Consider the following 23,528-nt stretch of genomic DNA (forward strand, 5'->3'; position numbering starts at 1 on the left):
ACAGATAGAGGGTGAAACCTGTCCCTTTTTCTTGAATACTAGAAACGATCACCTATCCCCCATCCCAAACTGCTCCCGCTGCCCCGCCCATTCCACCGGAAACGGCGCCATCAGATCCTTCAACGTCAGACTCGCAGGCTGCTTGCCCGCCAGAATCGCCTCCACGATATCCGGTGCCAGCAGCGCCAACCGCACCACACGACTGACAAACGACCCACCGATCTTTTCCGCCCTCGCGATCTCCTCCAGGCACCCGTAGGTCCCATTCTCCAGCAGCTTCTGCCAGCGAAACGCCCTGGCGATCGCCTTGATCATCGTGTTGTCGATCGTGGCCATCGGCGCCGGGTTGCCCTGCGTCCCATCCGGCAATAGGATCACTTTGCGCCCACCCCGCAGCTTGAAGGTCATGGGGAGATCAACCGAAATCACATCCGCCGCCATCACGCCACCTTTCTCGCCGGCATCACCGACTGGATCAGTTCCCTCATGCCCGCCGTCTTCATGTCGATCCTCAAACCCGTCGGGCTGACCGTCACCCGCGCCACCAGCAACTGAATGATCCGCGCCTGCTCGGCGGGGAAGAGTTCATCCCACACCGGCTCGATCGACTGCAGCGTCGTGATGACCTCCTGCGCATCGGCCACCGGATCGAGCGCCACTACCTCGCGAATGGCCTGCGACATCACCTCGGGCGCCTGCAGCACCTTCCTCACCTGCGCGATCACCGCCGCCTCGATCTCGCCGGCCGGCACGCGCGCCACCGAGCACGCCTCCCTGCCGATCTTCATCGACGCCGTATTCACGTAGTAGCGATACACCTTGTCACCCTTGTGCGTTGCGCCCGGCGTCATCGCCCAACCATCATCGGCGAAGATCAGTCCCTTCAATAGTGCAGGTGCTCGGGATGGCCGATGCTGCCGAGCCCGTTCTTCCGGCTCCCCGCGCCCCAGCATCGCCTGCACCTGCACACCCACACCGCCCGGTCCAGAATCGCCTCATGCTCCCCGGCGAAGTGCTGGCCCTTGGACGCGGCGATCCCAATGAAGACCGGATTCTGGAAGAGCTTGTACAGATAGCCCTTGTCGATCAGCTTCCCGGCACGGGACTTGTCCTTGAGCGTCGTCCAGGATTTTGTCGTCACCCCTTCGGCGCAGTTCGCGACACAGGGTGGTCATCGACCCGAGCGCGATGTACCGCTCGAAGATTTGCCTGACCCGCGCCGCCTCGCGCGGATTCGGTACCAGTTTGCGCGCGACCACATCGTAGCCCAGCGGCGGCATGCCACCCAAGTTGCTTCAATTCAGAAATCGTGGTGATCTTCAACGCCACCACCCGGGCCAGTACGTCGGTCATGTAGAGCATGGCACGCTGGGATCGACTCTTCTCTTGGTCGAAAGAGACTCCCCCAAAGGGTTCGTTTGTTCAAGTTCCCTGGGGGGATCACCCCCTCACCATCAACCTACTTGACCAAAATGGCAGACAACTCCATCGCGGTCAGTGACCGTACTCACGCTCTCATATCGGCTGGCACATCCTCTTGACAACAGGTTTGCCCGTGAGTCTAATAACAGTTAATAACTTGCGGAGTTCCCCGATGCCGACCAGTGTTGCGCTCAGTTCCCATTTCGAGCAGTTCGTGCGAGAGCAGGTCGAGTCCGGACGTTTCAACAACGTCAGCGAAGTCGTTCGTGCCGGACTGCGTCTGCTTGAGGACCAACAGATCCAGGCGTCGATGAAGGTGGATGCCTTGCGCGCGGCCATTGCATCCGGCATGGCGAGCGGTCCGGGTATCCCGGCCGATGAGGTATTTGACCGGCTGGAAGCCAAGTATCGTGCCATGGAGGCTGAACAGTCCGCCTGATGCGAGTGATTTTTACTCGACTGGCCGAACGTGATCTGGAAGACATCGGCGATTACATTGCCCGCGACAACCCGCGCCGGGCCTTGAGCTTCATCCTTGAATTGCGTCGTCAGTGCGGCAAAGTTGCTGAGGCGCCGCAGGCGTATCGTCGTCGCCCCGAGTTGAGCGACGGCATCCGGTCCTGCGCGCATGGCAACTACGTGATCTTCTTCCGGGAAGATCGAAACGGTCTTGGAATTGTTCGCATCCTGCATGGCGCCATGGATATCGAGGCGCGGATTGCCGATCCCGATTCCTCGTAGGGACACGACCGAACCCCGGTCACCAGCCAGGTCAGGCTGTGAACCCCATCGAACCCGCCCCTGTGGCGGGTTTTGCTTTTCTGGAACCCCGATGCCCGCCCTGCAAATCGACTATCGTCCGATCGAGTCGCTGACGGCCTACGCCCGAAACGCCCGCACCCACAGCGACGAGCAGGTTGCGCAGATCGCCGCCAGCATTCGGGAGTTCGGTTTCAATAACCCGGTGCTGGTCGACGGGCAGCGCGGGGTGATCGCTGGTCATGCACGGATTCTCGCCGCCCGCAAACTGGCGATGACGGAAGTCCCGGTGATCGAACTCGCGCACCTGACCGACACCCAGCGGCGAGCCTTCATCCTGGCCGAGAACAAGTTGGCAGAGCGCGCCGGATGGGACGCGGAACTGCTAGCGCTGGAACTCGAAGACCTGAAGCTGGCCGAGTTCGACCTTGCCCTGACCGGGTTCGACGCCGGCGAGATCGAGGCCCTGCTGACCGACGAGGTAACGGGCACTGACGGCGAGCAGGGCGACGGTGACCCGTCCGATGCCGCCGATGATGTGCCCGAGATCCTGGCCAATCCCGTGTCTCGCCCCGGCGATGTCTGGGCCTTGGGCCAGCACCGTCTGATCTGCGGCGACGCTGCCGATGCCGGTGTGGTCACGACGCTGATGGCCGGCGAGCAAGCCCACCTGCTGTTCACCAGCCCACCGTACGCCAACCAGCGCGCCTACACGACATCGCCGACTGGGATCGACTGATGCAGGGCGTCTTCGCCGCTGCCCTGCTTGTGATGGCCCGTGCGGCACAGATGCTGGTCAACCTCGGCCTCGTGCATCGCGACGGCACTGTGGTCCGCTACTGGGACGAGTGGCTGACCTGGATGCCCCACCAGGATTGGCGCTTCTTCGGCTGGTACGTCTGGGACCAGGGCGTGACCGTTCCCGGCGACAGGGCCGGACGCCTCGCACCACACCACGAGTTTCTCTTCCACTTCAATCGCGAGGCCAGAAAGCCGAACAAGACGCCAGCGCGGATCCATCGGCGAGCCCCTCGACCACCCGGCGGTGTTCCCGGTGGTCATGCCGCAGTTCGTCATCGAGGCCTACACCGACGCTGGCGAGGTCGTCTTCGACCCCTTCGGTGGATCTGGCACGACGATACTCGCGGCGCAACGCACCGGGCGCATCGCCCGCTCGGTCGAGATCGCTCCCGATTACGTCGATGTGGCGATCCAGCGCTGCCAGCAGAATTGCCCCGACGTACCGGTGACGCTGGTGGCCAGACCTTCGCTGAAGTCGCCGACGAGCGGCTGGAGAGCGGCGAATGACCGCGCTGACCTTTTCGACCGATCCCCCGTGATCACGCAAGGTCGAAGCGATCAAGGTTCATCACCTTGTTCCACGCCGCCACGAAGTCATGCACGAACGCCTGCTGCGAGTCGCTGCACGCATGGACTTCGGCGAGGGCTCTGAGCTGGGAGTTCGAACCGAAGACGAGATCAACGACGGTGCTCGTCCATTTGAACTCGCCCGTTGCCCGGTCACGCCCCTCCAACACGCCTTCAGATGTGGCGGACTTCTGCCACTTCGTGTTCATGTCAAGGAGATTGACGAAGAAGTCGTTGGTCAATGTTTCGGGTCGCCGGGTGAAAACACCGTGCCTGGACTGCCCGAAGTTTGCTCCCAGGGCGCGCAGGCCACCGATTAGAACCGTCATCTCGGGAGCGGTCAGCGTCATCAGGCTGGCCCGATCCACCAGCAGTTCCGCCGCCGATCCCGCGTGTCCCTTGCGAAGGTAGTTGCGGAACCCGTCTGCGGTCGGTTCCAGCGCGGCGAAGGCGGCTGTATCGGTCTGCTCCTGCGACGCGTCCATGCGCCCCGGCGAGAAGGGAACCTTGACATCGTGGCCAGCCTTCCTGGCGGCTGCCTCGACGGCTGCGCAGCCGCCAAGAACGATCAGGTCGGCCAGCGAGACCTTCTTGCCGCCGGACTGGGCGCCGTTGAATGCCTTCTGGATAGCCTCCAGCGAAGGCAGTACCTTCGCCAGTTCGGCCGGCTGATTGACCTCCCAATCTTTCTGCGGTGCGAGGCGGATGCGTGCGCCGTTGGCGCCGCCACGCTTGTCGCTGCTGCGAAAGCTGGCCGCCGACGCCCAGGCGGTCGTGACCAGTTGGGAAATCGACAGACCACAGGCGAGGATTCTGGCCTTCAGGTCCGTGATGTCCTGTTCATCAACCAGCGCATGGTCGACCGCGGGGATCGGGTCCTGCCAGATCAGCGCTTCCTCTGGCACCAGTTTGCCGAGATAGCGGGCGCGCGGACCCATGTCGCGGTGGGTCAGCTTGAACCAGGCGCGGGCGAAGGCGTCGGCGAACTCCTGCGGGTTGTGCATGAAGCGCCGCGAGATCTTCTCGTAGGCTGGGTCCATTCGCAGGGCCATGTCGGCTGTGGTCATCATCGGGGCATGGCGTTTGGCCGGATCATGGGCATCCGGCACGGAGGTCGCCGCAGCGGGGTCCTGGGGCTTCCACTGGTGGGCGCCGGCCGGGCTACTGGTCAGCTCCCACTCGTAGCCGAACAGAGTCTCGAAGTAGCCGTTGTCCCACTGGATCGGGTTGGGGGTCCAGGCGCCTTCGATGCCGCTGGTGATCGCATCAACGCCCCTGCCGGAGCCGAAGCTGCTGATCCAGCCCAGGCCCTGTTCCTCAATGCCTGCGCCTTCCGGTTCGTGACCGACATGGGCGGCGTCGCCGGCGCCGTGGGCCTTTCCGAAGGTGTGACCGCCGGCGATGAGCGCCACGGTCTCGTAGTCGTCCATCGCCATTCGGGCAAAGGTCTCGCGGATGTCGCGCGCCGAGCCGAGAGGATCCGGCTTGCCGTTCGGACCTTCGGGATTCACGTAGATCAGGCCCATCTGCACGGCACCTAGCGGGTTGTCAAGCTCGCGGTTGCCCTTGTAGCGCTCGTCGCCCAGCCAGGTGGTTTCCGGGCCCCAGTAGATTTCGTCCTCCGGTTCCCAGATGTCCGCGCGGCCACCGCCGAAACCGAAGGTCTTGAAGCCCATCGATTCCATCGCGACGTTGCCGGTGAGGACGATCAGGTCGGCCCAGGACAGCTTGCGGCCATACTTTTGCTTGATCGGCCAGAGCAGGCGGCGCGCCTTGTCGAGGTTGCAGTTGTCCGGCCAGCTGTTGAGCGGAGCGAAGCGCTGCGCGCCGGTGCCCGCGCCGCCGCGACCGTCGGCGATGCGATAGGTCCCCGCAGCATGCCAGCTCATGCGGACGAAGAACGGCCCGTAGTGACCGTAGTCCGCCGGCCACCAGTCCTGCGAATCGGTCATCAAGGCATGCAGGTCCTTGATCACGGCATCCAGATCAAGGCTCTTGAACTCCTCGGCGTAATTGAACGACGCACCCAGGGGATTGGACTTCGAGGACTGCTGGTGCAGCATCTTCAGGTTCAGTTGCTGGGGCCACCAGCCTGCGTTCTTCTGGGCCCCGGACACCGTGTGGCTGCCCGCGCCGCTCGCGAACGGGCACTTTGTTTCGGTTGACATGGTTCTCTCCTTTGGTTGTTTGAGATGGACTACCCGATTCAGTCTGGCGTTCGGGCATCGGTCCATCAACGAAGCGCTTCCAATGGGACTACCTGCAGAATCACCCGTATGTACGCCAGACGATTCAAGTGTAGGATCGTCTGGCACATTGTTCCAATCAATTGTGGATATAGGTTCGATTGTGATTGGCTATTGATTGGCCAGCGGTCCCGGTGCTGCCGCGCCTCGATGAAGTACTGGAAACCAAGGCTGCTGCGCGCGTCCAGGCGGCAGCCATGCTCGTTGCATGCATGAAGATATGCGCAATAAACTGGAATCTCGTGTCGCCGGCCAGGTGTTAGCGCTCGGACAACAGCCGCACCCGCACTCGCTCCTTTGTCAGGTGCGCGACCAGTAATCTGTAGGTATCCTGGTCGAACCGCCCCTGACCCGACTGACCCAGCAGGATTTGCTGGACCTCGGCCTCGCTGCGCGCGCTGCCCAGGTGCCGCCAGCCGTTCACGACATGGACTTCCTCCACTTCCCGCAACTCGTCGCGCTCGACAACGACGATCGCTCCGGGGTAGGGCCAGGCGGTGAGCTTCAGCTCCATCAGCGCCGACAACAGGCGAACGCTGTGCACGCCGACGGCCTCCTTGCCCACGCAGGCGCCCCGGCACTGCTTGACCTGATGGGCGAAGCAGGGGCGTCCGGGCCGGGCGGGTTTTTCCAACCCGAGAATTATCGGGCACAGTTCATGCGTCGCAGCCAGCTTGCGCAGGGTGTCGGTGGCTTCCCGCCGGTTGGCAAAGAGGCCAAAAAGGTCTTCCGGGCGGACGAAATCGGCCGCTTCGCCGCTGACCAGTCTGAGTCGGTAATCGCCTGGCGCCCGTTGCACCAATTGCCAGGTGCACAGTTCCGAAGCGCGGCGCAAGCGGCGATTGTGAATCGGCTGGCATTCCTTGACCAGTCGCGATTCCAGCAGCAGGGCGCCGAGTTCACCGACCGTCTCATGCCAGTGAATGCGGCGCACTTGCTGGCTGAGGCGCATCTCCTTGTATTCTCGCAGGTCGGATGCGAAGTGAGACCGTACGCGCTGACGCAGGTTGACGCTTTTCCCCACGTACAGAAGCGCATCATTGTCGCCGTAGAACAGGTACACCCCGGGGGATGCGGGCAGGTCGTCGAGCAGGGCAGAATCCAGGTGGGGCGGCAGGCTGGGGCACTTGAGCTGTTGCCGGATGGCTGCGGCGAGAGCCTCTTCGCCGCGATCCCGTTTCAACCGGCACCAGAACTGCCAAAGCAGGAGGGTATCGGCCACGGCGCCGTAGCGTTCGCCGGTCGTCGAATCATGATCGGCCCGAAGGCTGTCCAGGTTGTGTTTCCGCTGTTCCGGGAAGAACTTGCGAGACAGGCGCACAGTACACAACACGTCGGCCCGGAAGGACTTTCCCAGACGTTGGAATTCACTCTTGACGAAGCCATAGTTGAAGCGGGCATGGTGGGCAATGAACAGACGCCCATGCAGGCGATCGGCCAGTTCCGCCGCGACCTGGGAGAAGGTAGGGGCGTCAACTACCGTCTCGTTGCGGATACCGTTGAGTTGCTGGATGAATTCAGGGATTGGCCGCTGTGGGTTGACCAGGGTGCTCCACGTCGAGACCCGGTCACCCTCTGCTTCGAGCACGCCAATTCTGGTGATGCGGTCCCGCACCGGATTGGCGCCGGTGGTTTCCAGTTCGATGAAGGCAAGCCGCGCGTGAATCACGAGGCCAGGTCAGGTGCGCGGCGGATCGAACCGTTGAGCGATCGCTTTTCCCTGCTAGCCGACCATCCGGACAAGAGGATTCCGGGTGGAGTGGAGGATATCTCCGTATTGTTCATGCGTGTCCTGGACAATACAGGGCTTGGGAAGTATTGTAGTGCGAAAAACCGGGTATTTGACGGTAATTTGTCGAGTACAACATATTATCCGATCGATCAATCTGCTGATTTCTGTGGCGGACAAGGAATCCATTCCTGGGCAGCAGGTGAAACTGGAGGAGAGATGTCATGGAAAATGTCGCTTTGGTCACTGGAGCGGCAGGCGGGCTGGGTCAATCGGTGGTGGCCAGGTTGGCAGAGGCGGGCTGGAGACTGGTCGTGACCAGCCGGGAGGGCCAGCGCCTGACCCGCAGCTACGGCGACAGCCACCTTCAGGTGGTCGCTGACTGCTCCAGCGTGGCCGGATCGCGCCACATTTTCGAGGTGGCCAAAGCGCACCAGATGCTGCCCACGGCATTCGCGCACTGCGTCGGAAACCTTCGCCTGGGCGCATTGCATCGGATGTCCGAGGCCGACTTTGCGGCCTGTCTCAATGCCAATCTGATCAGCGCCTTCCATACGTTGGCGGCCTTCGTCGGTGCCTTGCGCGAAGCCAAGTGCCCCGGATCGGCGGTGTTGGTCTCGTCGGCTGCTGCGCGCATCGGTACTCCGAATCACGAGGCGGTAGCGGCAGCGAAAGCCGGTGTCGAAGGCCTGGTACGCAGCGCGGCGGCGACCTATGCGGGCAATAGCATCCGGATCAACGCCGTCGCTCCCGGCATCATGGACACGTCGGCCTCGGCAGCCATTCTCGGCACCGCGATGGGCCGCGACGCCGCGGCTCGCCAGTACCCCCTGCCGGGCATTGGTTCCCCGGACGAACTGGCCGAACTGATGGTCTGGCTGCTCTCCGAAAAGGCGGCCCGGGTGACCGGCCAGGTATGGTCGATGGACGCCGGATTTTCCACTATTCGGCCGCTGGTCAGGTAAGGCGGCATGCAACCCTCGCGGCCTGATCCCACGCCACACAGCGTTGCCCGGCTCGGTTCCGGAGGACTGCTGCCGTTTTTTGTCCTGGTACTGGCAGGATGGATTTCTGGTCGCCGCGAGCCCTCTGCCGGCCTGGTCACCAACGTTCCGGGATCCTGTCGGATCAGATGCAAGTCGATGCCAAATGATCGACGATGAGCGAAGCAAACGCGACGCAAGTACCTCGGCCGTTCCCGGCGGGCGCTGGTCCAGGCTTGCCCGGCTGGGTGCTCTCGCCGGCGGTGTTGCCGGCAGCATGCTAGCCGAAGGCACGCGACAGTTCGTCCGGGGCAAGCGTCCGCGAATCGGCGACTTGCTGCTGACGCCGGCGAACGCCCGCCGCGTAGCCGATCAGCTTGCTCAGTTGCGTGGTGCGGCGATGAAATTTGGGCAATTACTGTCCATGGACGCAGGTGATCTGTTGCCGCAAGAGTTGGCCGATATCCTGGCACGTTTGCGCGCGGACGCCAAAGCCATGCCGATGAGCCAGTTGGCCAGCGTGCTCGATAAGCACTGGGGGCATGGCTGGGACCGTCATTTCCGGCAGTTCTCGTTCACTCCGGTGGCGGCGGCGTCGATCGGGCAGGTCCATCTGGCGCAAACGAAGGACGGGCGACGCCTGGCGATAAAGGTCCAGTACCCTGGCGTTCGCCAGAGTATCGACAGCGACGTCGATAATGTCGCCACCCTGCTGCGTATTTCCGGTCTGCTGCCCAGCGGCCTTGATGTCGGGCCGCTGCTGCTTGAAGCCAAACGTCAGTTGCACGCCGAAGCGGATTATCTCGGCGAGGGCGCCTGGCTGCGCCGTTACACCGAACTGCTCGCTGACGCGCCCGAGTTCATGCTGCCCGAGGTGCACGCCGACCTGACAACGGAGAGCGTCCTGGCGATGTCCTGCATGGGTGGAGTGCCGGTCGAATCCTTGCGGCACGCTCCACAAGCCGAGCGCGATCGTGTGGCAGGGCTGCTCTTCCGGCTATTCTTTCGGGAGATGTTTGAATTCCAATTGATTCAGACCGATCCCAATTTTGCCAACTATCGCTATGACAGAGCCACCGGCAAATTGATTCTGCTCGACTTCGGCGCCACCCGCCGTTACCGGGCAGCCATCGTCGACGCCTATCGTCGGCTGATGGCGAGTGCCGTCCTCGGAGACCGCCAGGAAATGAGCCTGGCCGCCAGCGCCATCGGCTATTTTCGGGCGGACATCGGGGAGCGGCAGCGGCAGCTCGTCCTGGATGTCTTCCTGCTCGCCTGCGAACCCTTACGCCATGCCGGTGCCTACGATTTCGGGAATTCCGATCTGCCAGCACGCATCCGCGACGCTGGTCTGGCCTTGAGCACCGAAAGGGATTCCTGGCATACACCGCCGGCGGATGCCCTGTTCCTGCATCGCAAGGCCGGCGGTCTATATCTGCTGGCGGCAAAGCTCAACGCGCGGGTGGATATTCGCGCCTTGTTCCAGCCTTACGCGTCGCGGCAGGCGCCGGCATGAGCCGGCAGCGAGATCCCGGAGGGGCAGGTCTGCCGTCCGATCGTTGCCGTGCATCGTCCCGGGCCGGGCTCGGCAGAGGTGGATCGCTACCTGCTTTGGATAGATCAGGACCGCCAGCATGAAAACTCCCATCTGCCGATTCGATACGCTGGAGGCCGTCGCCGCCTGGTACGCCATCGACGATCGCGTGATGGGTGGGGTATCGGCCAGCAGGATGGTCCTTGATCCGAAAGGGCACGCAGTTTTCTCGGGATCGCTTTCCCTCGTCAACAACGGCGGCTTTGCGTCCGTTCGCTCACCAGTGATGGCGTCCGGCGGCGCAGGCGGCTCAGCCTGTTTACTCACAGTGCGCGGTGACGGCAAGCGCTACAAGTTCAGCATCCGGACCGGCCCCGAGTTCGACGGCATCAGCTACCAGGCGGCTTTGCAGCCACCAGCTGGCGAATGGACGGTAATACGACTGGCCGCCGCCGATTTTGTCCCGACCTGGCGAGGACGCGTAGTCGACCACATGCCACCGCTTGACCTCTCGTGCGCAGCGCAAATCGGCCTGCTGATCGCCGATCGACAGCTGGGACCGTTCAAGCTCGATCTGCGCGCCATCGAACTTGTCGTCTGACCCAGTTGCAGCATGACAGAAGCCCCTTTGAAATGGGAATGCGGCGCACTTCCGGCTTGTCAAGGGAAGAAACGGCGATTCCTGGATTTTTGGCGGTAGACTGAATCTTTGTCCGCTGAGTTGATGCCGATGGAGCGTTGTCCTTGGTGCGAAGGTTTTGACCTTTATCGTGAATACCACGATTCGGAATGGGGCGTGCCGCTCCACGATGATCGTGCTCTGTTTGAGCTGCTGATCCTCGAAGGTGCGCAGGCCGGTTTGTCCTGGGCGACAATCCTGAAAAAAAGGGAAAACTATCGGCGCGCCTTCGATGGTTTTGATCCGAGCCGGATTGCCCACTATGACGAAGGAAAAGTTGCGGCACTGTTGGCAGATTCGGGTATCGTCCGAAATCGTGCCAAGGTGGCTGCAGCCATCGAGAACGCCAAAGCGTTCCTGGTTCTCACCGCCGATGGACAGTCATTCAGCGATTTTCTGTGGAACTTCGTTGATAACGCCCCGATTCAGAATCAATGGACTTCCATGGCTGAGGTGCCAGCCAAGACGGCACGCTCGGATGCGATGAGCAAGGCTTTGGGCCGAGCCGGGTTCAAGTTCGTTGGTTCGACGATCTGCTATGCGTTTATGCAGTCGGCTGGCATGGTCAACGACCATCTGACCACCTGCCCGCGTCATGGTGAAGTCAAAGATCACTGCCGCTGATCAGTCGGGCCACCATTCGCCCAAATCGCCGGCCTGACTTTCCATCGCTCCAGGCCGCCGCGTTCAAGGTGGCGGATGGCGCACTGTGGCAATTCATTTACTATCCGGCATGTTCACCGACGCTAACGCAGCACCCGCTCCATCTTGCTCCATTCTCCGGTCGAGCCGGCATTTGGATCGGCTCGTGGATCGTCCGTCCCCACTACGCGCCCCTGCCTGTCGGTCCAGTAGTACTTGTGTGTCGTCGGCAATTCCACGGACTGCTTGCTGCCATAGGGACTGGCGAAGGTCTGCACGCCACCCAGGTTCTCACGCACCGCGAAGTTCTTGCGGTCCTGGCTTGCGTTGCGCTCGTCGGTGACCTGCTGCCAATTCCTTTGCGACCAATCCCGATACTGCCGCGCCGCCTCGCCAAATGCCACCGAGTTCTGCAGATTCTGCTGCATGATGCCGCGCATCCCGAAGGCGGCGCCATTGGTTGCCGACACCTGGTTCGCGACCTGAGGCAGCCACGCGGCATACCCGCTCCACTGGTCCGCCGTCGAGAGGGCTGCCGTCAAGGCCATGGTGGCCGAATCATAGGCTGGTGCCACCGAGACCTTGGCCACGCCGCGGTACGCCACCCCTCGCACGGCATAGCTGACGTCGAATTCGACCGCCTGGCCAAACCCCGCTACCGGTCGTGCTTGCCGCGGCTGTCCCATCTGCAGGTTCTGCGGTTGAATGGCCGACAACTTCTCATAAGCGAAGCGCGCCGGCGGATGGTTCAACGGCAAACCGGCGTTGCCCACCATCAAGGTCAGCGCCTTGTTGTCAGGGGATACCAGCGTCAGCGCAAACTGACCATCCTCGCCCACCCGCCAGCCCGGGGGCAGGGCAAATGAAAAAAATCGCCCCTGTCCGATGCGCAATTCACCGGCAGACCGCGGCGCGCCTGCAGCGTCGCTACCGGTGCGCACTACCGGCTGGACCGGTACGAAGGTCGCCGGTGCATCACCGCCCCGCGGCTGTGGCGCTTGGTGCTGTGGCGGCGTCAATCCTTGCTGGCCTGAAGGACTGGGCTGCGTGGGCAGGCCGGCCCACTTCCAGGCCTCGATGCCGCCACGGTACCACAGCACGTTTCGATAACCCGCATGGATGGCGCGCAGGGCTGCGTTATACGACATCCAGCATTCGCGCGAGAGGCAATAGAACACCAGCGCAACATCCTTCCGTCCTTGCGTCTGTTGCCCCAACAACTGCTCGGCTTGCTGCTGAACCACATCATTGAACGCACCCGGCTGTGCCAGCCATGCGGCTGGCACAGCATTCGGCAGCATTTCACCTTGGCCCAGGACGTCGAAAACAATGAACGGCACCTGCGCGCCTTTAACGAGCGCCGCCAGGCCCTGGGTGGTGATGAGCTGCCCACCGGGAATGCTGGCTGGCGTCGGTCCGTGCATCGGGCCATCATGGATTTGCCTGGTCGGTTTCACACCGAAGTCCTGCCGCTCCATTTGCGCCATTTGATCGAGACTGACTCCTGCGCGCGCGGTGGGAGAACCCATCTGGGCCAGCGTCGTCCATGGCAGCATTGCCGCCAAGACACCGACCAATAGCACCAGGAATTGGATCGACATGCCGCAGCCTCCCAGACTTCGTTGTGTGAGTACAGCCATCGATATCCCGATGGAGAGTAGGTGCCCCTCCTCGAAGAGCTTTAACAGACACGCCCCTGGGAAGAGTGTTCGGATACCAAACCAAGAAACCAGGCAAGTGTGCCACGCCCAATTAAAACTTCCCGATTTATTCTCGTGCGCCTGCGCATTGACGAAGAGTTTGCCGATCAGGCAAGCCAGGGAGGCGGCACGCGCGGAGGTGTTTTTGAGCTTGCCGATTTCCCCTGCAAACCGCTTGCTTGCCCGAAGGCGGTTCGATCGGATTCCGAATCGAGCTTCTGCTTCTGTTGCGCTTGTTGTCGGTGCTGCTCCTGGAGAGGCGACGGCAACGACCAGCTATGGACTACGGGTCACTCAGGCTTCCGCACCTGGGGTCGTTCTGACACAATAGATTCATGAACGTACCGTCGCCACGTCGATTGCAGTATGGCTACCTGCTTGAAATCCCCATCATGATCATGGTGGGAGGGGCTGTCGTTGCCACCTTGTTTTTCCACCTGCCGCCGGTGGGACAGAAGGTCTTGGTGAGTGGTATGGCCTTGCCTCTCCTCTTCTGTCTGTACTACGTGATCGTTGCCCCTGGCTGGATGGCGGACAACGCACACCTCAAGCCGACCTTGAGGCTATTGGCGTTCCTGCTGCTGACGGCCATGATCGGTACTGGTGTGTCGATTTTTGTTCTCGGCGAATGAGCGTCTGATGGCAATGGGTCAGCCAGTGTCTGGCGTGCTGAACAGCGTCGAGTACCCTGATCTGTTGCTTCAGATTGCCCCGGCTGGCAGGACACCCTTTCCGGCAACCGGTAAATCATGAAGGCGCTCAGGTAGTCGCTCTTCAAGTACAAGCTGCACGCCGACGAGGAACTCTTCGAGAAAGCTTTCGGCTGCCTTCGGCAGCACGACTGAGGCATCGCTCCACCTCCACTTCACGACCCGCAAGGGCCACGCAGGTGATCCCGAAGGGCCACTGCACGGGCCACTGGGATGCGCTCGGGAACGCCGATCCCGCCGCTTTACGCCTGTTTTTTGTGCATTTCGAACGCCGCGACGAACCCCCGCGAGAACAAAGCAGACGGCGCTTGACGAGGCGCTGAACGCCGGAGATACTTCCACCGAATCGGGCGTGTTCCGCGCCCGCTTTGCCCTCGTTTTCGACCCTTTCGATCAACCGAATCTGGAAAAATGCAATCATGAGTGCAACACAAATCAAGGCAGGTGTCGCCACAGGCGACGAGTTGCAAGCCATCTTCAGTCTGGCCAAAGAAAAACAGTTTGCCCTTCCGGCAGTCAACGTCATCAACACCAGCACGGTCAACGCGGTCATGGAGACCGCCAAGGAACTCAACTCTCCGGCGATCATCCAGTTCTCCAATGGCGGCGCGCAGTTCTTTGCCGGCAAGGGCCTCGACAATACCAACCAGCGTTCGTGCATCGCCGGCGCGGTGTCGGGCGCCAATCACATCCATCAGCTCGCCGAACTGTATGGCGCGACGATCATCCTGCACACCGACCACGCGGCGAAGAAACTATTGCCCTGGATCGACGGCCTGCTCGATGCCGGCGAGCAGTACTTCAAGGCACACGGCAAGCCGCTGTACAGTTCGCACATGCTCGATTTGTCGGAAGAGCCGATCCACGAGAACATCGAGATCTGCAAGCGCTATCTCGAACGGATGAGCAAGATGGGGATGACGCTCGAAATCGAACTGGGCGTTACCGGTGGCGAAGAAGACGGCGTGGACAACTCCGGAGTGGACAGTTCCAAGCTGTACACCCAGCCCGAAGACGTGGCGCTGGCCTATGAGGAACTGTCGAAAGTCAGCGACCGTTTCACCGTCGCCGCCGCCTTCGGCAACGTGCATGGCGTTTACAAGCCGGGCAATGTCAAGCTGCAACCGATCATCCTGAAGAATTCGCAGGATTACGTGCAGAAGAAATTTGCGACCGGTGAACACCCCGTCAACTTCGTCTTCCACGGCGGATCGGGATCGACCCTGGAGGAAATCCGCGAGGCGATCTCCTACGGCGTCATCAAGATGAACATCGATACTGACCTGCAATGGGCATTCTGGGATGGTGTGATGGGCTTCTACAAGAAGAACGAAGGCTATCTCCAGGGCCAGATCGGCAACCCTGAAGGCGACGAAAAGCCGAACAAGAAATACTATGATCCGCGGGCCTGGCTGCGCAAGGGTGAAGACGCCTTCCGGGCCAGGCTGAAGCAGGCGTTTGCCGACCTCAACAACATCGGAACGCTGGCCTGACCGATTGTCCGGCAAGGGCGCGCAAGTGGGCTGGTCCAGGTCTGGACTGGCCCTTTTTGTGTCCGCCCGGAATCACGGCGGCGGGCCATGGCCCAAGCGATCGGGAGCCCGGCGCATCGGCGGCGCCGCTCCGTTAGTCACTTATCCCATATTTCTTGTACACCGAGGATCAAACCATGAGCACCCTGGTAGAGCAGTTGATACAAACAGAAGCGCACAAGTCGGTTTTCGAATCCGCCGTGCGCCAACTTCCCCTTCCGGTCTGCGCCGCATTTGGCTCGTCTGGCAGCCCACAACCTGTCGGCTTCAGCAATACCACACGTGTCCTGAGCACCAAGGATAGCGACGGCGTGCGTGCGCAGTTCCCGCAGAGCGTCGCCGCCTCCGGCAATGTCGTGCTCACTTCCGCTGGGACCAGCAGCACCCGGGTCCAGGGCAAACGCGTCGCCGTCCTGTTCTCCGGCGGCCCGGCCGCCGGCGGGCACAATGTGGTCTGCGGCATCAAACGCGTGCTCGGCGCCGGCAACACCCTGTTCGGGGTCAAGGCCGGTCCCAAGGGCCTGCTCAAGGGGTCGCTGTTCGAAATCACCGACGCCAACGTCGACTTCATCATCAACACCGGCGGTTTCGACTTTCTCGGATCCGACCGCACCAAGATCAAGAGCGACGAGCAGTTCGCGCAGGTGCGCGAAACCTGCATCAAGCACAACCTCGACGCGATCGTCGTCGTTGGCGGCGACGATTCGAACACCAATGCCGCCGTGCTCGCCGAGTCGCTGTTTACCGGCGTCAAGGCTGACGGCTCCGGCGTACAGGTGATCGGCGTGCCGAAGACGATCGACGGCGACCTGCAGGTCGGAGACCTGCTTTCGATCTCCTTCGGCTTCGATACCGCCACCCGCATCTACAGCGAAATGGTCGGCAACATCCTGCAGGACACCAGTTCTTCGCTCAAGTACTGGCACTTCGTCAAACTGATGGGGCGCTCCGCCTCGCACGTCGCGCTCGAAGTGGCGCTGCAGACCAAGCCGGCAATCACCCTGATCTCCGAAGAGATCGCCACCCGGAAGGAATCGCTGGCGAGCATCATCGACCGCGTCGCGCAGGTCATCGTCGAGCGTTCGCACAAGGGAATGAACTACGGCGTCCTGCTGGCGCCTGAGGGCCTGATCGAGTTCATCCCCGAAATGAACGCCATGATTGCCGAACTCAACGATGTCCTGGCACATCATGTGGCCGAGTTCGCTGCCCTCGCCGATGATGCCAAGCCGGCTTTCGTCGGCAGTCGGCTCAGCCCCGACAACGCGAGCCTGCTGGCCTCGCTGCCGCATTACATTGTCAATATGCTGCTCGCCGAGCGCGACTCACACGGCAACCTGCAGGTGTCGCTGATCCCCACCGAGCAACTGCTGATCGACATGGCCAAGCAGCGCGTCAGGGAACTCGACCCGGCCGTACCCTTCGCTGCACACAGTCACTTCCTCGGTTACGAAGGCCGTTGCGGCGCTCCGACACTGTTCGATGCCGCCTACACATACAATCTCGGCCTGACCGCCGGCTCACTGATCCTCGACGGCCGCACCGGCTACATGGCGACGATCACCAGCCTGAGCAGCGGTGGCGTGCCGCAGGCCATCCCGCTTGCCGGTTTGTTGAACATCGAGCGCCGTCACGGCAAGGACGAATTCGTGATCGAAAAGGCGCTGGTGAAGATGGATTCGCCGGCCATGCAGTACTTCGTCTCCCGCCGCGACGCATGGGCCGCCGGCGATCTCTTCACCTCGCCCGGCCCGCGCCAGTTCTGGGGTCCGACGACCCACCAGTTGCCGATCAGTGTCGCGCTGAACTCGGGCGCTGATGCCCTGATGTTCAACATCGGCTGATCGGAAGCCTGCGTCGCAAAACAAGGGCCACCGAGCGACGGTGGCCCTTGCCTGTTTGTCGACCCGAGCAGCGAAGGAGAGCGCATGGACAGCAACCGTATCGCCGTCATCGCCGGCGACGGTATCGGCAAGGAAGTGGTTCCCGAAGGGCTGCGTGTGCTCGGCGCGGCGGCGACGCGCTTCGACCTGGATCTGCAGTGCGACGAGTTCGACTGGAACTGCGACTACTATCTCAAACACGGGCGCATGCTGCCGGTCGACTGGAAGGAGCGTATCGGCCAGCACGACGCCATCTTCTTCGGGGCCATCGGCTGGCCGGCAAAGGTGCCGGACCATGTGTCGCTATGGGGCTCGCTGCTCAAGTTGCGACGCGAGTTCGATCAGTACGTTAACCTGCGGCCGGTGCGCCTGATGCCGGGTGTTCCGACGCCGTTGAGCGGACGCCAGGTTGGCGACATCGACTTCCTGGTGGTACGCGAAAACACCGAAGGCGAATATTCGAGCATCGGCGGTCGGATCTTCGAAGGCACCGAGCAGGAAACCGTGATCCAGGAAAGCATCTTCACCCGCCGCGGCGTCGACCGGATCATCCGCTTCGCTTTCGAACTCGCGCGCCGCCGACCGAAGAAACATCTGACCTCGGCCACCAAATCGAACGGCATCGCCATCGCGATGCCGTATTGGGACGAACGCTTCGCCGCGATGGCGGCACAGTACCCCGACGTGCGCACCGACAAGTATCACATCGACATTCTTGCCGCCCATTTCGTGCGGCACCCGGACTGGTTCGACGTCGTGGTCGCCTCCAACCTGTTCGGCGACATCCTGTCGGATCTGGGCCCGGCCTGTACCGGAACGATCGGCATCGCACCATCGGCGAATCTCAACCCCGAGCGCCGGCACCCCTCGCTGTTCGAACCGGTGCATGGATCGGCCCCGGACATCTACGGCCAGGGCATCGCCAATCCGGTCGGCCAGATCTGGTGCGCCGCGATGATGCTCGACCATCTCGGCCACGGCGAAGCGGCCGCGGCAATCCTCGCGGCGATCGAAACGGTATTGCTTGACGGGCCGCGAACGCCGGACATGGGCGGCAATGCCAGCACCACCGACGTCGGCAAGGCGATCGCCGAAGTAGTGGCGGTTACCCGGACACCCGGCGCCGGTAGTTGATCCGTTGCCGGCAGCGACACCAGGCCCGGGTCAGGCCCAAAGCTACGCCGAGGTGTCGATATGGTTGCCCAGGTTCGGCGGATTGTTCGGGATGACCTGTGCCGCCGCTTCGACAAGTTGCATGGCGCCCTGCGCCTGTATATCCAGTGCCTTTTTGAGTACCGCGATCTGCACCGCATCGACGGTTCTGGCCTGGCTCATTTCTGTCGCCACTGAGGCAATTCCACTCACGTCCATGCACGCTGCTCCTCGGGTTTTCTACGGTTGAAAGTCTCTTTACGGCAGTTCGAACAGATTCTTGAGTGACGGCCTCACCAGGATCTTCGGGTTTGCCGTCGGGATGCGCTTTCCGGAAGGCGCAGCGTCACAGGATCATCGGGTTGCGCAAGGCGCCAAACCTCTGCGTCACTATTGTGCAGCCCTCTTCGCGAGCATAAGATCGCCAACCATGCCATCCCGATTGTTATTGGCCGTATGCACCTGCATTTTGCGCGCGCTGGTCGTCGCGGCCGCGTGCCTTGGTGTCGCCCACGCGCAGCATCCGCCAGCACCATCCGATCGCTCCGATGCGCCGGGCAAGTCGCTGCCCACCGCAACGGCGGCCTTGACGGGGAATCGCATCACCCCCAGCAGCGGTCAGGGAAGACGCATCGCTCTGGTGATCGGCAACGGGGATTATCGCTACCCGGACAACCTGCCCAGGTTGGCCAACCCGGTTCACGACGCGGAAGACATTGCCAGCGCCTTGCGACGCTTTGGTTTTGAAGTCATCGAGCGCAAGAACCAGACGCTGGAAGCCATGCACCAGAGCATCGCCGAATTTGGCAGCCGCATCGGTGGCAGCGAAGCAGCGCTGTTCTTCTTTGCCGGGCACGGCATTCAGGTGAGAAACCAGAACTACCTGATGCCGATCAACGCCAAAGTGGAAAGCGAAGCGATGGTTCCCTATCAGGGAGTCAACGTCAACCAGATCCTCGACGAAATGGATAACGGCAAGAGCAGCGCCAACATCGTCATCCTCGATGCCTGCCGCAACAATCCGGTTACCGGCAAATTCCGTTCCGGCCAGACGCGTGGCCTTGCCAGTCCCGGCGGGGTACCCAAGGGGACGGTCATCGTGTATGCCACCGACCCGGGCAATGTCGCCGCCGATGGCGACGGTCGCAACGGTTTGTTGACCGCGGGCCTGCTGACTGCGTTCAAGGGCCGGGACCTGAGCCTTGATGGGGTACTGACGGTAGCGAGTGCTGAAGTCGAGCGCGCCAGCGCGCAAGCGCAGACCCCTTACGTCAACGGCCCCAAGACACTGCAGAAGAACTTTCACTTCCGCGTCACCGTGGACCCCGGCCGCAGCGAAGTGGAGAGGACTTTCTGGACCAGCATTGAGCGCAGTACGGATGCGGCCGATTTCGAGGCGTATCTGAAACATTACCCGCAAGGCAGCTACCGGGATCTGGCGGAAAACCAGCTCCGACGCTTGCGGGCAAAACCGGTCGAAGCAACCAGAACCCCCGCCACCGCTGCCGCTGCCGTCGCGGCGGTTACGGCGGCAAACGAAAGAAAAGGCGCCGGTCAGAACAACAACGAAGGACGCCAGACAGGCACCGCGCAACTCCCGGCCCGTGTCGAGAAACCCGCCCTCCAGATCGGCGACAGGTGGGTTTATCGCCGCATCGACCTCTGGAAGAACGAAGAGAGCGCCAGATTCGAGTGGCGGGTCAGCGGCACGGACGGGGACAGCATCAACCTTGACCGGGCCATGATTGCCGGGAAGGTCAGCACGGATGCCCGGCCGGCATCCAGCAGGAGGGTCGATCGATCGACCTGGACCTTCGCAGACGCCAGTGTCAGCCAGGGCAGACGTGTGACCTTCGCATTTCCTCTGGAAATCGGCAAGACCTGGGAATTCGAGTATGCAGGCAAACGCGACAACGGCACCAGGGTGACTCACCAGCGTGTTGCCAGAGTCGAAGCATGGGAGGATGTCGAAGTCCCTGCCGGAAAGTTCAAGGCGTTGAAGGTGGTGCATACAGGCCGCTTCGAAGTGCACCCCACGATCGGTCCAGCTTCTTCGGGCAACGTCACCGAAGTTCTCTGGTACGTACCCGCGGTGAAGAGCTTCGTCAAGCGCGAGTACCGTGACACCCTGGGCGATCTGCGCACCAGGGAACAGTTCCGCGAGGAACTGACCGAATACAAGGTCCAGTGAGCGGGCGCTGGCACCCGTGTTGCGGCGCGATCAGAATGGGCAACGCCGACTTTGCGGCGAGCAATGGGCAGGGCGGAATTGGCCGATCCCCGCAGAAATGCCCACGCGCCGCAGCGCCCCGCCTTGAGGCAGCCGCCACCACGTGCGCACCATGACGAGGCGCAAATATCCTTTGACGCCCCGAGCCGTACGCCAAGACGCTGATTTATGGATGTGGCACGTCTGTTGCTATGCACAAGCAGGAGCGAAAGACATGAGCCAGGAAGTCAAATCCACCTGTTGTTACTGCGGCGTCGGTTGTGGACTATTGATCGAAAGTGAAGCCGACAAGATCGTCGGTGTGCGTGGCGACCCCGAGCATCCGGCGAACCGCGGCCGTTTGTGCACCAAGGGCGCCACTTTGCATTTGACGGCGCGTCCAGATTACCGCCTGCTGCATCCCGAACTGCGACGGCAACGCGGGCAAGCGCGACAGCGCGTCGGTTGGGATGCGGCCCTCGATCATGCCGCCGACCGCTTTGCCGAAATCATCGCCACGCATGGGCCGGACAGCGTCGCCTTCTACATCTCCGGGCAGTTGCTGACCGAAGACTACTACGTGTTCAACAAGCTGGCCAAGGGCCTGATCGGCACCAACAACGTCGACACCAACTCGCGCCTGTGCATGTCCTCGGCGGTCGCCGGCTACAAGCAGACGCTCGGGGCCGATGCGCCGCCCTGCTGCTACGAGGACATCGCCCTCACCGACTGCCTGCTGATTGCCGGCGCCAACCCGGCCGTTGCGCATCCGATCGTTTTTCGACGCATCGAGGATGCGCGCGCGGCAAATCCCGAACTGCGGATCGTGGTCGTTGACCCGCGCCAGACCGAGACGTCGGCAATCGCCGATCTGCATCTGCCGCTCAGACCGGGAACCGACATCGCGCTCTACAATGGGCTGCTGCACGTGCTGCTCGCGGAGGGACTCGTCGACCGGGGCTACATCGCCGCCCATACCGAGGGTTTTGCCGAGCTCGAACACACCGTCGCCGCTTATCCGCCGGCGGTCGTCGCCGAGATCTGTGGCCTCGACAAAAGTGACGTGCTCAAGGCCGCCCGCTGGTTCGGCACCGCCGGTGCGACGTTGTCGCTGTACTGCCAGGGTCTCAACCAGTCCTCGCACGGCACCCACAACAACGCGGCGCTGATCCACCTGCACCTGGCCACCGGGCAGATCGGCCGACCCGGTGCCGGCCCCTTCTCGTTGACCGGACAGCCGAACGCGATGGGCGGCCGCGAAGTTGGTGGCCTGGCCAACCTGCTTTCGGCGCATCGAGACCTCGCCAATCCCAAACACCGCGACGAAGTGGCCCGTCTGTGGGGCGTACCATCGGTCCCGGCGGCGCCCGGCAGGACGGCAATCGAACTCTTTGCGGCGCTGAAGCGCGGGCTGATCAAGGCGGTATGGATCGCGTGCACCAACCCGGCACAATCGCTACCCGATCAGGCCGAAGTGCGCGCCGCCCTGCAGGCCGCCGATTTCGTCGTCCTGCAGGAGGCGTACGGGAACACCGACACCGCCGCTTACGCTGACCTGATGTTGCCGGCCACCACCTGGGGAGAAAAGGAAGGAACGGTCACCAACTCCGAACGCCGGATCACGCACCTGCGCCCAGCGGTCAGCCCGCCCGGTGAGGCGCGTCACGACTGGCAGATCGTCGTCGACTTCGCGCACCGTCTGGGCGGCAGACTGGGGCAGCCGCTGACCGAGAAACTGTTTCCCTATCGCAGCGCCGAGGCGATCTTCAACGAGCATCGCGAAAGCACGCGTGGGCGCGATCTCGACATCACCGGCCTCAGCTACGCGCTGCTCGACGCTGCCGGACCGCAGCAGTGGCCGCTACCCGAGGGCGCCAGCCACGGCCGGCAGCGCCTGTACGAAGATGGCGTCTTCCCGACCGGCAGCGGCCGTGCGCGGTTCGTGAAGGTCGAGCACCAGACGACTGCCGAAGATACCAGCACCGCGCGCCCGATCAGCCTGCTCTCGGGCCGTCTGCGCGATCACTGGCACGGCATGAGTCGAACCGGCAGTGTCGCCCGGCTGTTCAATCTCGACGACGAACCCTTGCTGTCGATGCACCCCGCCGACCTGCGCGAACGCGCGCTCGCGGCAGGCGACCTGGCCAGGGTGGGCAGCGCGCGCGGCGACATCGTCGTACGTGTCAAGTCGGACGACGGTCTGAGGCGGGGCTGCGCCTGGCTGCCGATGCATTGGGGAAGCCAGTTCATGAGCAGCGCCGGCGTCAACGCGCTGACCACCTCGGCCCGCGACCCCTACTCACACCAACCCGAACTCAAGCACGCCGCAGTCGCCGTAGAAGCCGCCGATCTCCCCTGGCAACTGGTTGTACTGCGCAAGGCCGGCGGCGGCGAACTGGCCGCCCTCCCGCTGCTCGACAAGGCACGCGGCCTGCTCCCGGAGTTCGCCTTCGCCAGCGTCGGCCTTTACGGTCGTGCCGAACCGCTGGTGATTCTCCGGGCAGCGCACACCACAGCAATACCCGAAAGCCGCCTGCAGCAAATCGATGCGCTGTTCGGTCTCGACGACGATGCAGCGGCCATCGTCTATGTCGATCACCGCCGTCAGATCAGCAAGCGCGCGGTGGCGCCTGATGGCGAGTTGATCGGCGTTCGGCTGGCCGGTGAAACGCAGGCCCAGTCGTGGCTCAGGGAGGTGATGGCCGACAACACGCTCGACGCCGAGCTGATCCGCTGGGCCGTCGCACCGATCGGCCAAAGTCCCGGCAAACTGCAGCAGCGCAGCCGCGTCGTCTGCAAGTGCGCCGACATCACTGCCGCACAAATCGCAGCCGACATCGAAGCCGGAGCAACACTGGCAGGGCTGCAGGATCAGCGGAAATGCGGTACCTTTTGTGGTTCATGTCTGCCGGAACTCCGACAGATGATCTCTGCCCAGCCGCTGCTCGCCCGCAGCGAAGGCGCGCTGTGATGACAACAC

The 23,528-nt window shown here is 62.5% G+C and carries 19 protein-coding genes and 1 pseudogene; 13 read left to right on the plus strand and 7 right to left on the minus strand.

Annotated features, from left to right (window positions below; all coding sequences use genetic code 11):
* Window positions 1–48: 48 nt before the first annotated feature.
* From AC15MQ_RS12875 to AC15MQ_RS12885, 3 genes are read right to left on the minus strand one after another with little or no spacing between them, the layout of a single operon-like run.
* Complete coding sequence (locus AC15MQ_RS12875; protein ID WP_483080325.1) at window positions 49–441, minus strand: hypothetical protein; 393 nt, start codon at window positions 439–441, stop codon at window positions 49–51.
* On the minus strand, window positions 441–887 hold the full coding sequence (locus AC15MQ_RS12880) for a recombinase zinc ribbon domain-containing protein (protein ID WP_483080326.1): 447 nt from the start codon (window positions 885–887) through the stop codon (window positions 441–443). The genes AC15MQ_RS12875 and AC15MQ_RS12880 overlap by 1 nt, the downstream gene beginning before the upstream one ends.
* Entirely contained in the window at window positions 884–1,141 is a 258-nt protein-coding gene (locus AC15MQ_RS12885; protein WP_483080327.1) for a hypothetical protein, read from the minus strand. Before AC15MQ_RS12885 ends, AC15MQ_RS12880 begins: the two co-directional genes overlap by 4 nt.
* A gap of 453 nt (window positions 1,142–1,594) precedes the next feature.
* Between AC15MQ_RS12885 and AC15MQ_RS12890 the strand changes: the two genes are divergently transcribed.
* From AC15MQ_RS12890 to AC15MQ_RS12900, 3 genes and pseudogenes are all read left to right on the plus strand, one after another.
* Window positions 1,595–1,861 (plus strand): type II toxin-antitoxin system ParD family antitoxin, encoded by a 267-nt coding sequence (locus AC15MQ_RS12890; RefSeq protein WP_483080328.1) that lies wholly within the window; start codon window positions 1,595–1,597, stop codon window positions 1,859–1,861.
* On the plus strand, window positions 1,861–2,163 hold the full coding sequence (locus AC15MQ_RS12895; RefSeq protein WP_483080329.1) for a type II toxin-antitoxin system RelE/ParE family toxin: 303 nt from the start codon (window positions 1,861–1,863) through the stop codon (window positions 2,161–2,163). Before AC15MQ_RS12890 ends, AC15MQ_RS12895 begins: the two co-directional genes overlap by 1 nt.
* A 91-nt stretch (window positions 2,164–2,254) precedes the next feature.
* Window positions 2,255–3,634, plus strand: a pseudogene (locus tag AC15MQ_RS12900) (site-specific DNA-methyltransferase).
* Here the strand turns inward: AC15MQ_RS12900 and katG are convergent.
* On the minus strand, window positions 3,522–5,717 hold the full coding sequence (gene katG, locus AC15MQ_RS12905) for a catalase/peroxidase HPI (RefSeq protein WP_483080330.1): 2,196 nt from the start codon (window positions 5,715–5,717) through the stop codon (window positions 3,522–3,524). The pseudogene AC15MQ_RS12900 and the gene katG overlap by 113 nt on opposite strands.
* Before the next feature lie 337 nt (window positions 5,718–6,054).
* Window positions 6,055–7,464 carry an exonuclease domain-containing protein gene (locus tag AC15MQ_RS12910; RefSeq protein WP_483080331.1) on the minus strand — a complete coding sequence of 470 codons (1,410 nt, stop codon included), beginning with the start codon at window positions 7,462–7,464 and terminating at the stop codon, window positions 6,055–6,057.
* Between the two features lie 284 nt (window positions 7,465–7,748).
* Between AC15MQ_RS12910 and AC15MQ_RS12915 the strand changes: the two genes are divergently transcribed.
* From AC15MQ_RS12915 to AC15MQ_RS12930, 4 genes are all read left to right on the plus strand, one after another.
* Window positions 7,749–8,489 carry an SDR family NAD(P)-dependent oxidoreductase gene (locus AC15MQ_RS12915; protein WP_483080332.1) on the plus strand — a complete coding sequence of 247 codons (741 nt, stop codon included), beginning with the start codon at window positions 7,749–7,751 and terminating at the stop codon, window positions 8,487–8,489.
* A 184-nt stretch (window positions 8,490–8,673) separates the two neighbouring features.
* Complete coding sequence (locus AC15MQ_RS12920) at window positions 8,674–10,023, plus strand: ABC1 kinase family protein (protein WP_483080333.1); 1,350 nt, start codon at window positions 8,674–8,676, stop codon at window positions 10,021–10,023.
* Window positions 10,024–10,141: 118 nt separating this feature from the next.
* Window positions 10,142–10,642 carry a CIA30 family protein gene (locus tag AC15MQ_RS12925; protein ID WP_483080334.1) on the plus strand — a complete coding sequence of 167 codons (501 nt, stop codon included), beginning with the start codon at window positions 10,142–10,144 and terminating at the stop codon, window positions 10,640–10,642.
* Between the two features lie 129 nt (window positions 10,643–10,771).
* Window positions 10,772–11,344, plus strand: coding sequence for a DNA-3-methyladenine glycosylase I (locus AC15MQ_RS12930; RefSeq protein ID WP_483080647.1), 573 nt, complete (start codon window positions 10,772–10,774; stop codon window positions 11,342–11,344).
* A 122-nt stretch (window positions 11,345–11,466) separates the two neighbouring features.
* Here the strand turns inward: AC15MQ_RS12930 and AC15MQ_RS12935 are convergent, their stop codons facing one another.
* Window positions 11,467–12,963, minus strand: coding sequence for a rhodanese-like domain-containing protein (locus AC15MQ_RS12935; RefSeq protein ID WP_483080335.1), 1,497 nt, complete (start codon window positions 12,961–12,963; stop codon window positions 11,467–11,469).
* A 434-nt stretch (window positions 12,964–13,397) separates the two neighbouring features.
* Between AC15MQ_RS12935 and AC15MQ_RS12940 the strand changes: the two genes are divergently transcribed.
* From AC15MQ_RS12940 to AC15MQ_RS12955, 4 genes are all read left to right on the plus strand, one after another.
* Complete coding sequence (locus tag AC15MQ_RS12940; protein WP_483080336.1) at window positions 13,398–13,694, plus strand: hypothetical protein; 297 nt, start codon at window positions 13,398–13,400, stop codon at window positions 13,692–13,694.
* A gap of 497 nt (window positions 13,695–14,191) precedes the next feature.
* Window positions 14,192–15,265 (plus strand): class II fructose-bisphosphate aldolase, encoded by a 1,074-nt coding sequence (gene fbaA / locus AC15MQ_RS12945; RefSeq protein WP_287652083.1) that lies wholly within the window; start codon window positions 14,192–14,194, stop codon window positions 15,263–15,265.
* Between the two features lie 176 nt (window positions 15,266–15,441).
* Window positions 15,442–17,148: a diphosphate--fructose-6-phosphate 1-phosphotransferase gene (locus tag AC15MQ_RS12950; RefSeq protein WP_287652082.1), complete on the plus strand. Its 1,707-nt coding sequence runs from the start codon at window positions 15,442–15,444 to the stop codon at window positions 17,146–17,148.
* 84 nt (window positions 17,149–17,232) lie between these two features.
* Entirely contained in the window at window positions 17,233–18,321 is a 1,089-nt protein-coding gene (locus AC15MQ_RS12955; RefSeq protein WP_483080337.1) for a tartrate dehydrogenase, read from the plus strand.
* 42 nt (window positions 18,322–18,363) lie between these two features.
* Here the strand turns inward: AC15MQ_RS12955 and AC15MQ_RS12960 are convergent, their stop codons facing one another.
* Window positions 18,364–18,558 carry a YjfB family protein gene (locus tag AC15MQ_RS12960; RefSeq protein WP_287652080.1) on the minus strand — a complete coding sequence of 65 codons (195 nt, stop codon included), beginning with the start codon at window positions 18,556–18,558 and terminating at the stop codon, window positions 18,364–18,366.
* 211 nt (window positions 18,559–18,769) lie between these two features.
* Here AC15MQ_RS12960 and AC15MQ_RS12965 point away from each other — a divergent pair, with 211 nt between their 5' ends.
* Together AC15MQ_RS12965 and AC15MQ_RS12970 are read left to right on the plus strand one after the other, a co-directional pair.
* Window positions 18,770–20,530 carry a caspase family protein gene (locus AC15MQ_RS12965; RefSeq protein ID WP_483080338.1) on the plus strand — a complete coding sequence of 587 codons (1,761 nt, stop codon included), beginning with the start codon at window positions 18,770–18,772 and terminating at the stop codon, window positions 20,528–20,530.
* A 253-nt stretch (window positions 20,531–20,783) separates the two neighbouring features.
* Window positions 20,784–23,519 (plus strand): nitrate reductase, encoded by a 2,736-nt coding sequence (locus AC15MQ_RS12970; protein WP_483080339.1) that lies wholly within the window; start codon window positions 20,784–20,786, stop codon window positions 23,517–23,519.
* The last annotated feature ends 9 nt before the right edge of the window (window positions 23,520–23,528 follow it).

The sequence above is a fragment of the Candidatus Accumulibacter propinquus genome, assembly GCF_056856495.1.

Excerpts from the sequence above, each read along its gene's own strand:
- AC15MQ_RS12925 (WP_483080334.1), top strand. The coding sequence starts at position 10,142 with ATGAAAACTCCCATCTGCCGATTCGATACGCTGGAGGCCGTCGCCGCC.
- AC15MQ_RS12895 (WP_483080329.1), top strand. The coding sequence starts at position 1,861 with ATGCGAGTGATTTTTACTCGACTGGCCGAACGTGATCTGGAAGACATC.
- AC15MQ_RS12965 (WP_483080338.1), top strand. The coding sequence starts at position 18,770 with ATGCCATCCCGATTGTTATTGGCCGTATGCACCTGCATTTTGCGCGCG.
- AC15MQ_RS12970 (WP_483080339.1), top strand. The coding sequence starts at position 20,784 with ATGAGCCAGGAAGTCAAATCCACCTGTTGTTACTGCGGCGTCGGTTGT.
- AC15MQ_RS12890 (WP_483080328.1), top strand. The coding sequence starts at position 1,595 with ATGCCGACCAGTGTTGCGCTCAGTTCCCATTTCGAGCAGTTCGTGCGA.
- AC15MQ_RS12935 (WP_483080335.1), bottom strand. The coding sequence starts at position 12,963 with ATGTCGATCCAATTCCTGGTGCTATTGGTCGGTGTCTTGGCGGCAATG.
- AC15MQ_RS12915 (WP_483080332.1), top strand. The coding sequence starts at position 7,749 with ATGGAAAATGTCGCTTTGGTCACTGGAGCGGCAGGCGGGCTGGGTCAA.
- AC15MQ_RS12920 (WP_483080333.1), top strand. The coding sequence starts at position 8,674 with ATGATCGACGATGAGCGAAGCAAACGCGACGCAAGTACCTCGGCCGTT.
- AC15MQ_RS12930 (WP_483080647.1), top strand. The coding sequence starts at position 10,772 with ATGGAGCGTTGTCCTTGGTGCGAAGGTTTTGACCTTTATCGTGAATAC.
- AC15MQ_RS12940 (WP_483080336.1), top strand. The coding sequence starts at position 13,398 with ATGAACGTACCGTCGCCACGTCGATTGCAGTATGGCTACCTGCTTGAA.
- AC15MQ_RS12950 (WP_287652082.1), top strand. The coding sequence starts at position 15,442 with ATGAGCACCCTGGTAGAGCAGTTGATACAAACAGAAGCGCACAAGTCG.
- katG (WP_483080330.1), bottom strand. The coding sequence starts at position 5,717 with ATGTCAACCGAAACAAAGTGCCCGTTCGCGAGCGGCGCGGGCAGCCAC.
- AC15MQ_RS12960 (WP_287652080.1), bottom strand. The coding sequence starts at position 18,558 with ATGGACGTGAGTGGAATTGCCTCAGTGGCGACAGAAATGAGCCAGGCC.
- AC15MQ_RS12875 (WP_483080325.1), bottom strand. The coding sequence starts at position 441 with ATGGCGGCGGATGTGATTTCGGTTGATCTCCCCATGACCTTCAAGCTG.
- fbaA (WP_287652083.1), top strand. The coding sequence starts at position 14,192 with ATGAGTGCAACACAAATCAAGGCAGGTGTCGCCACAGGCGACGAGTTG.
- AC15MQ_RS12955 (WP_483080337.1), top strand. The coding sequence starts at position 17,233 with ATGGACAGCAACCGTATCGCCGTCATCGCCGGCGACGGTATCGGCAAG.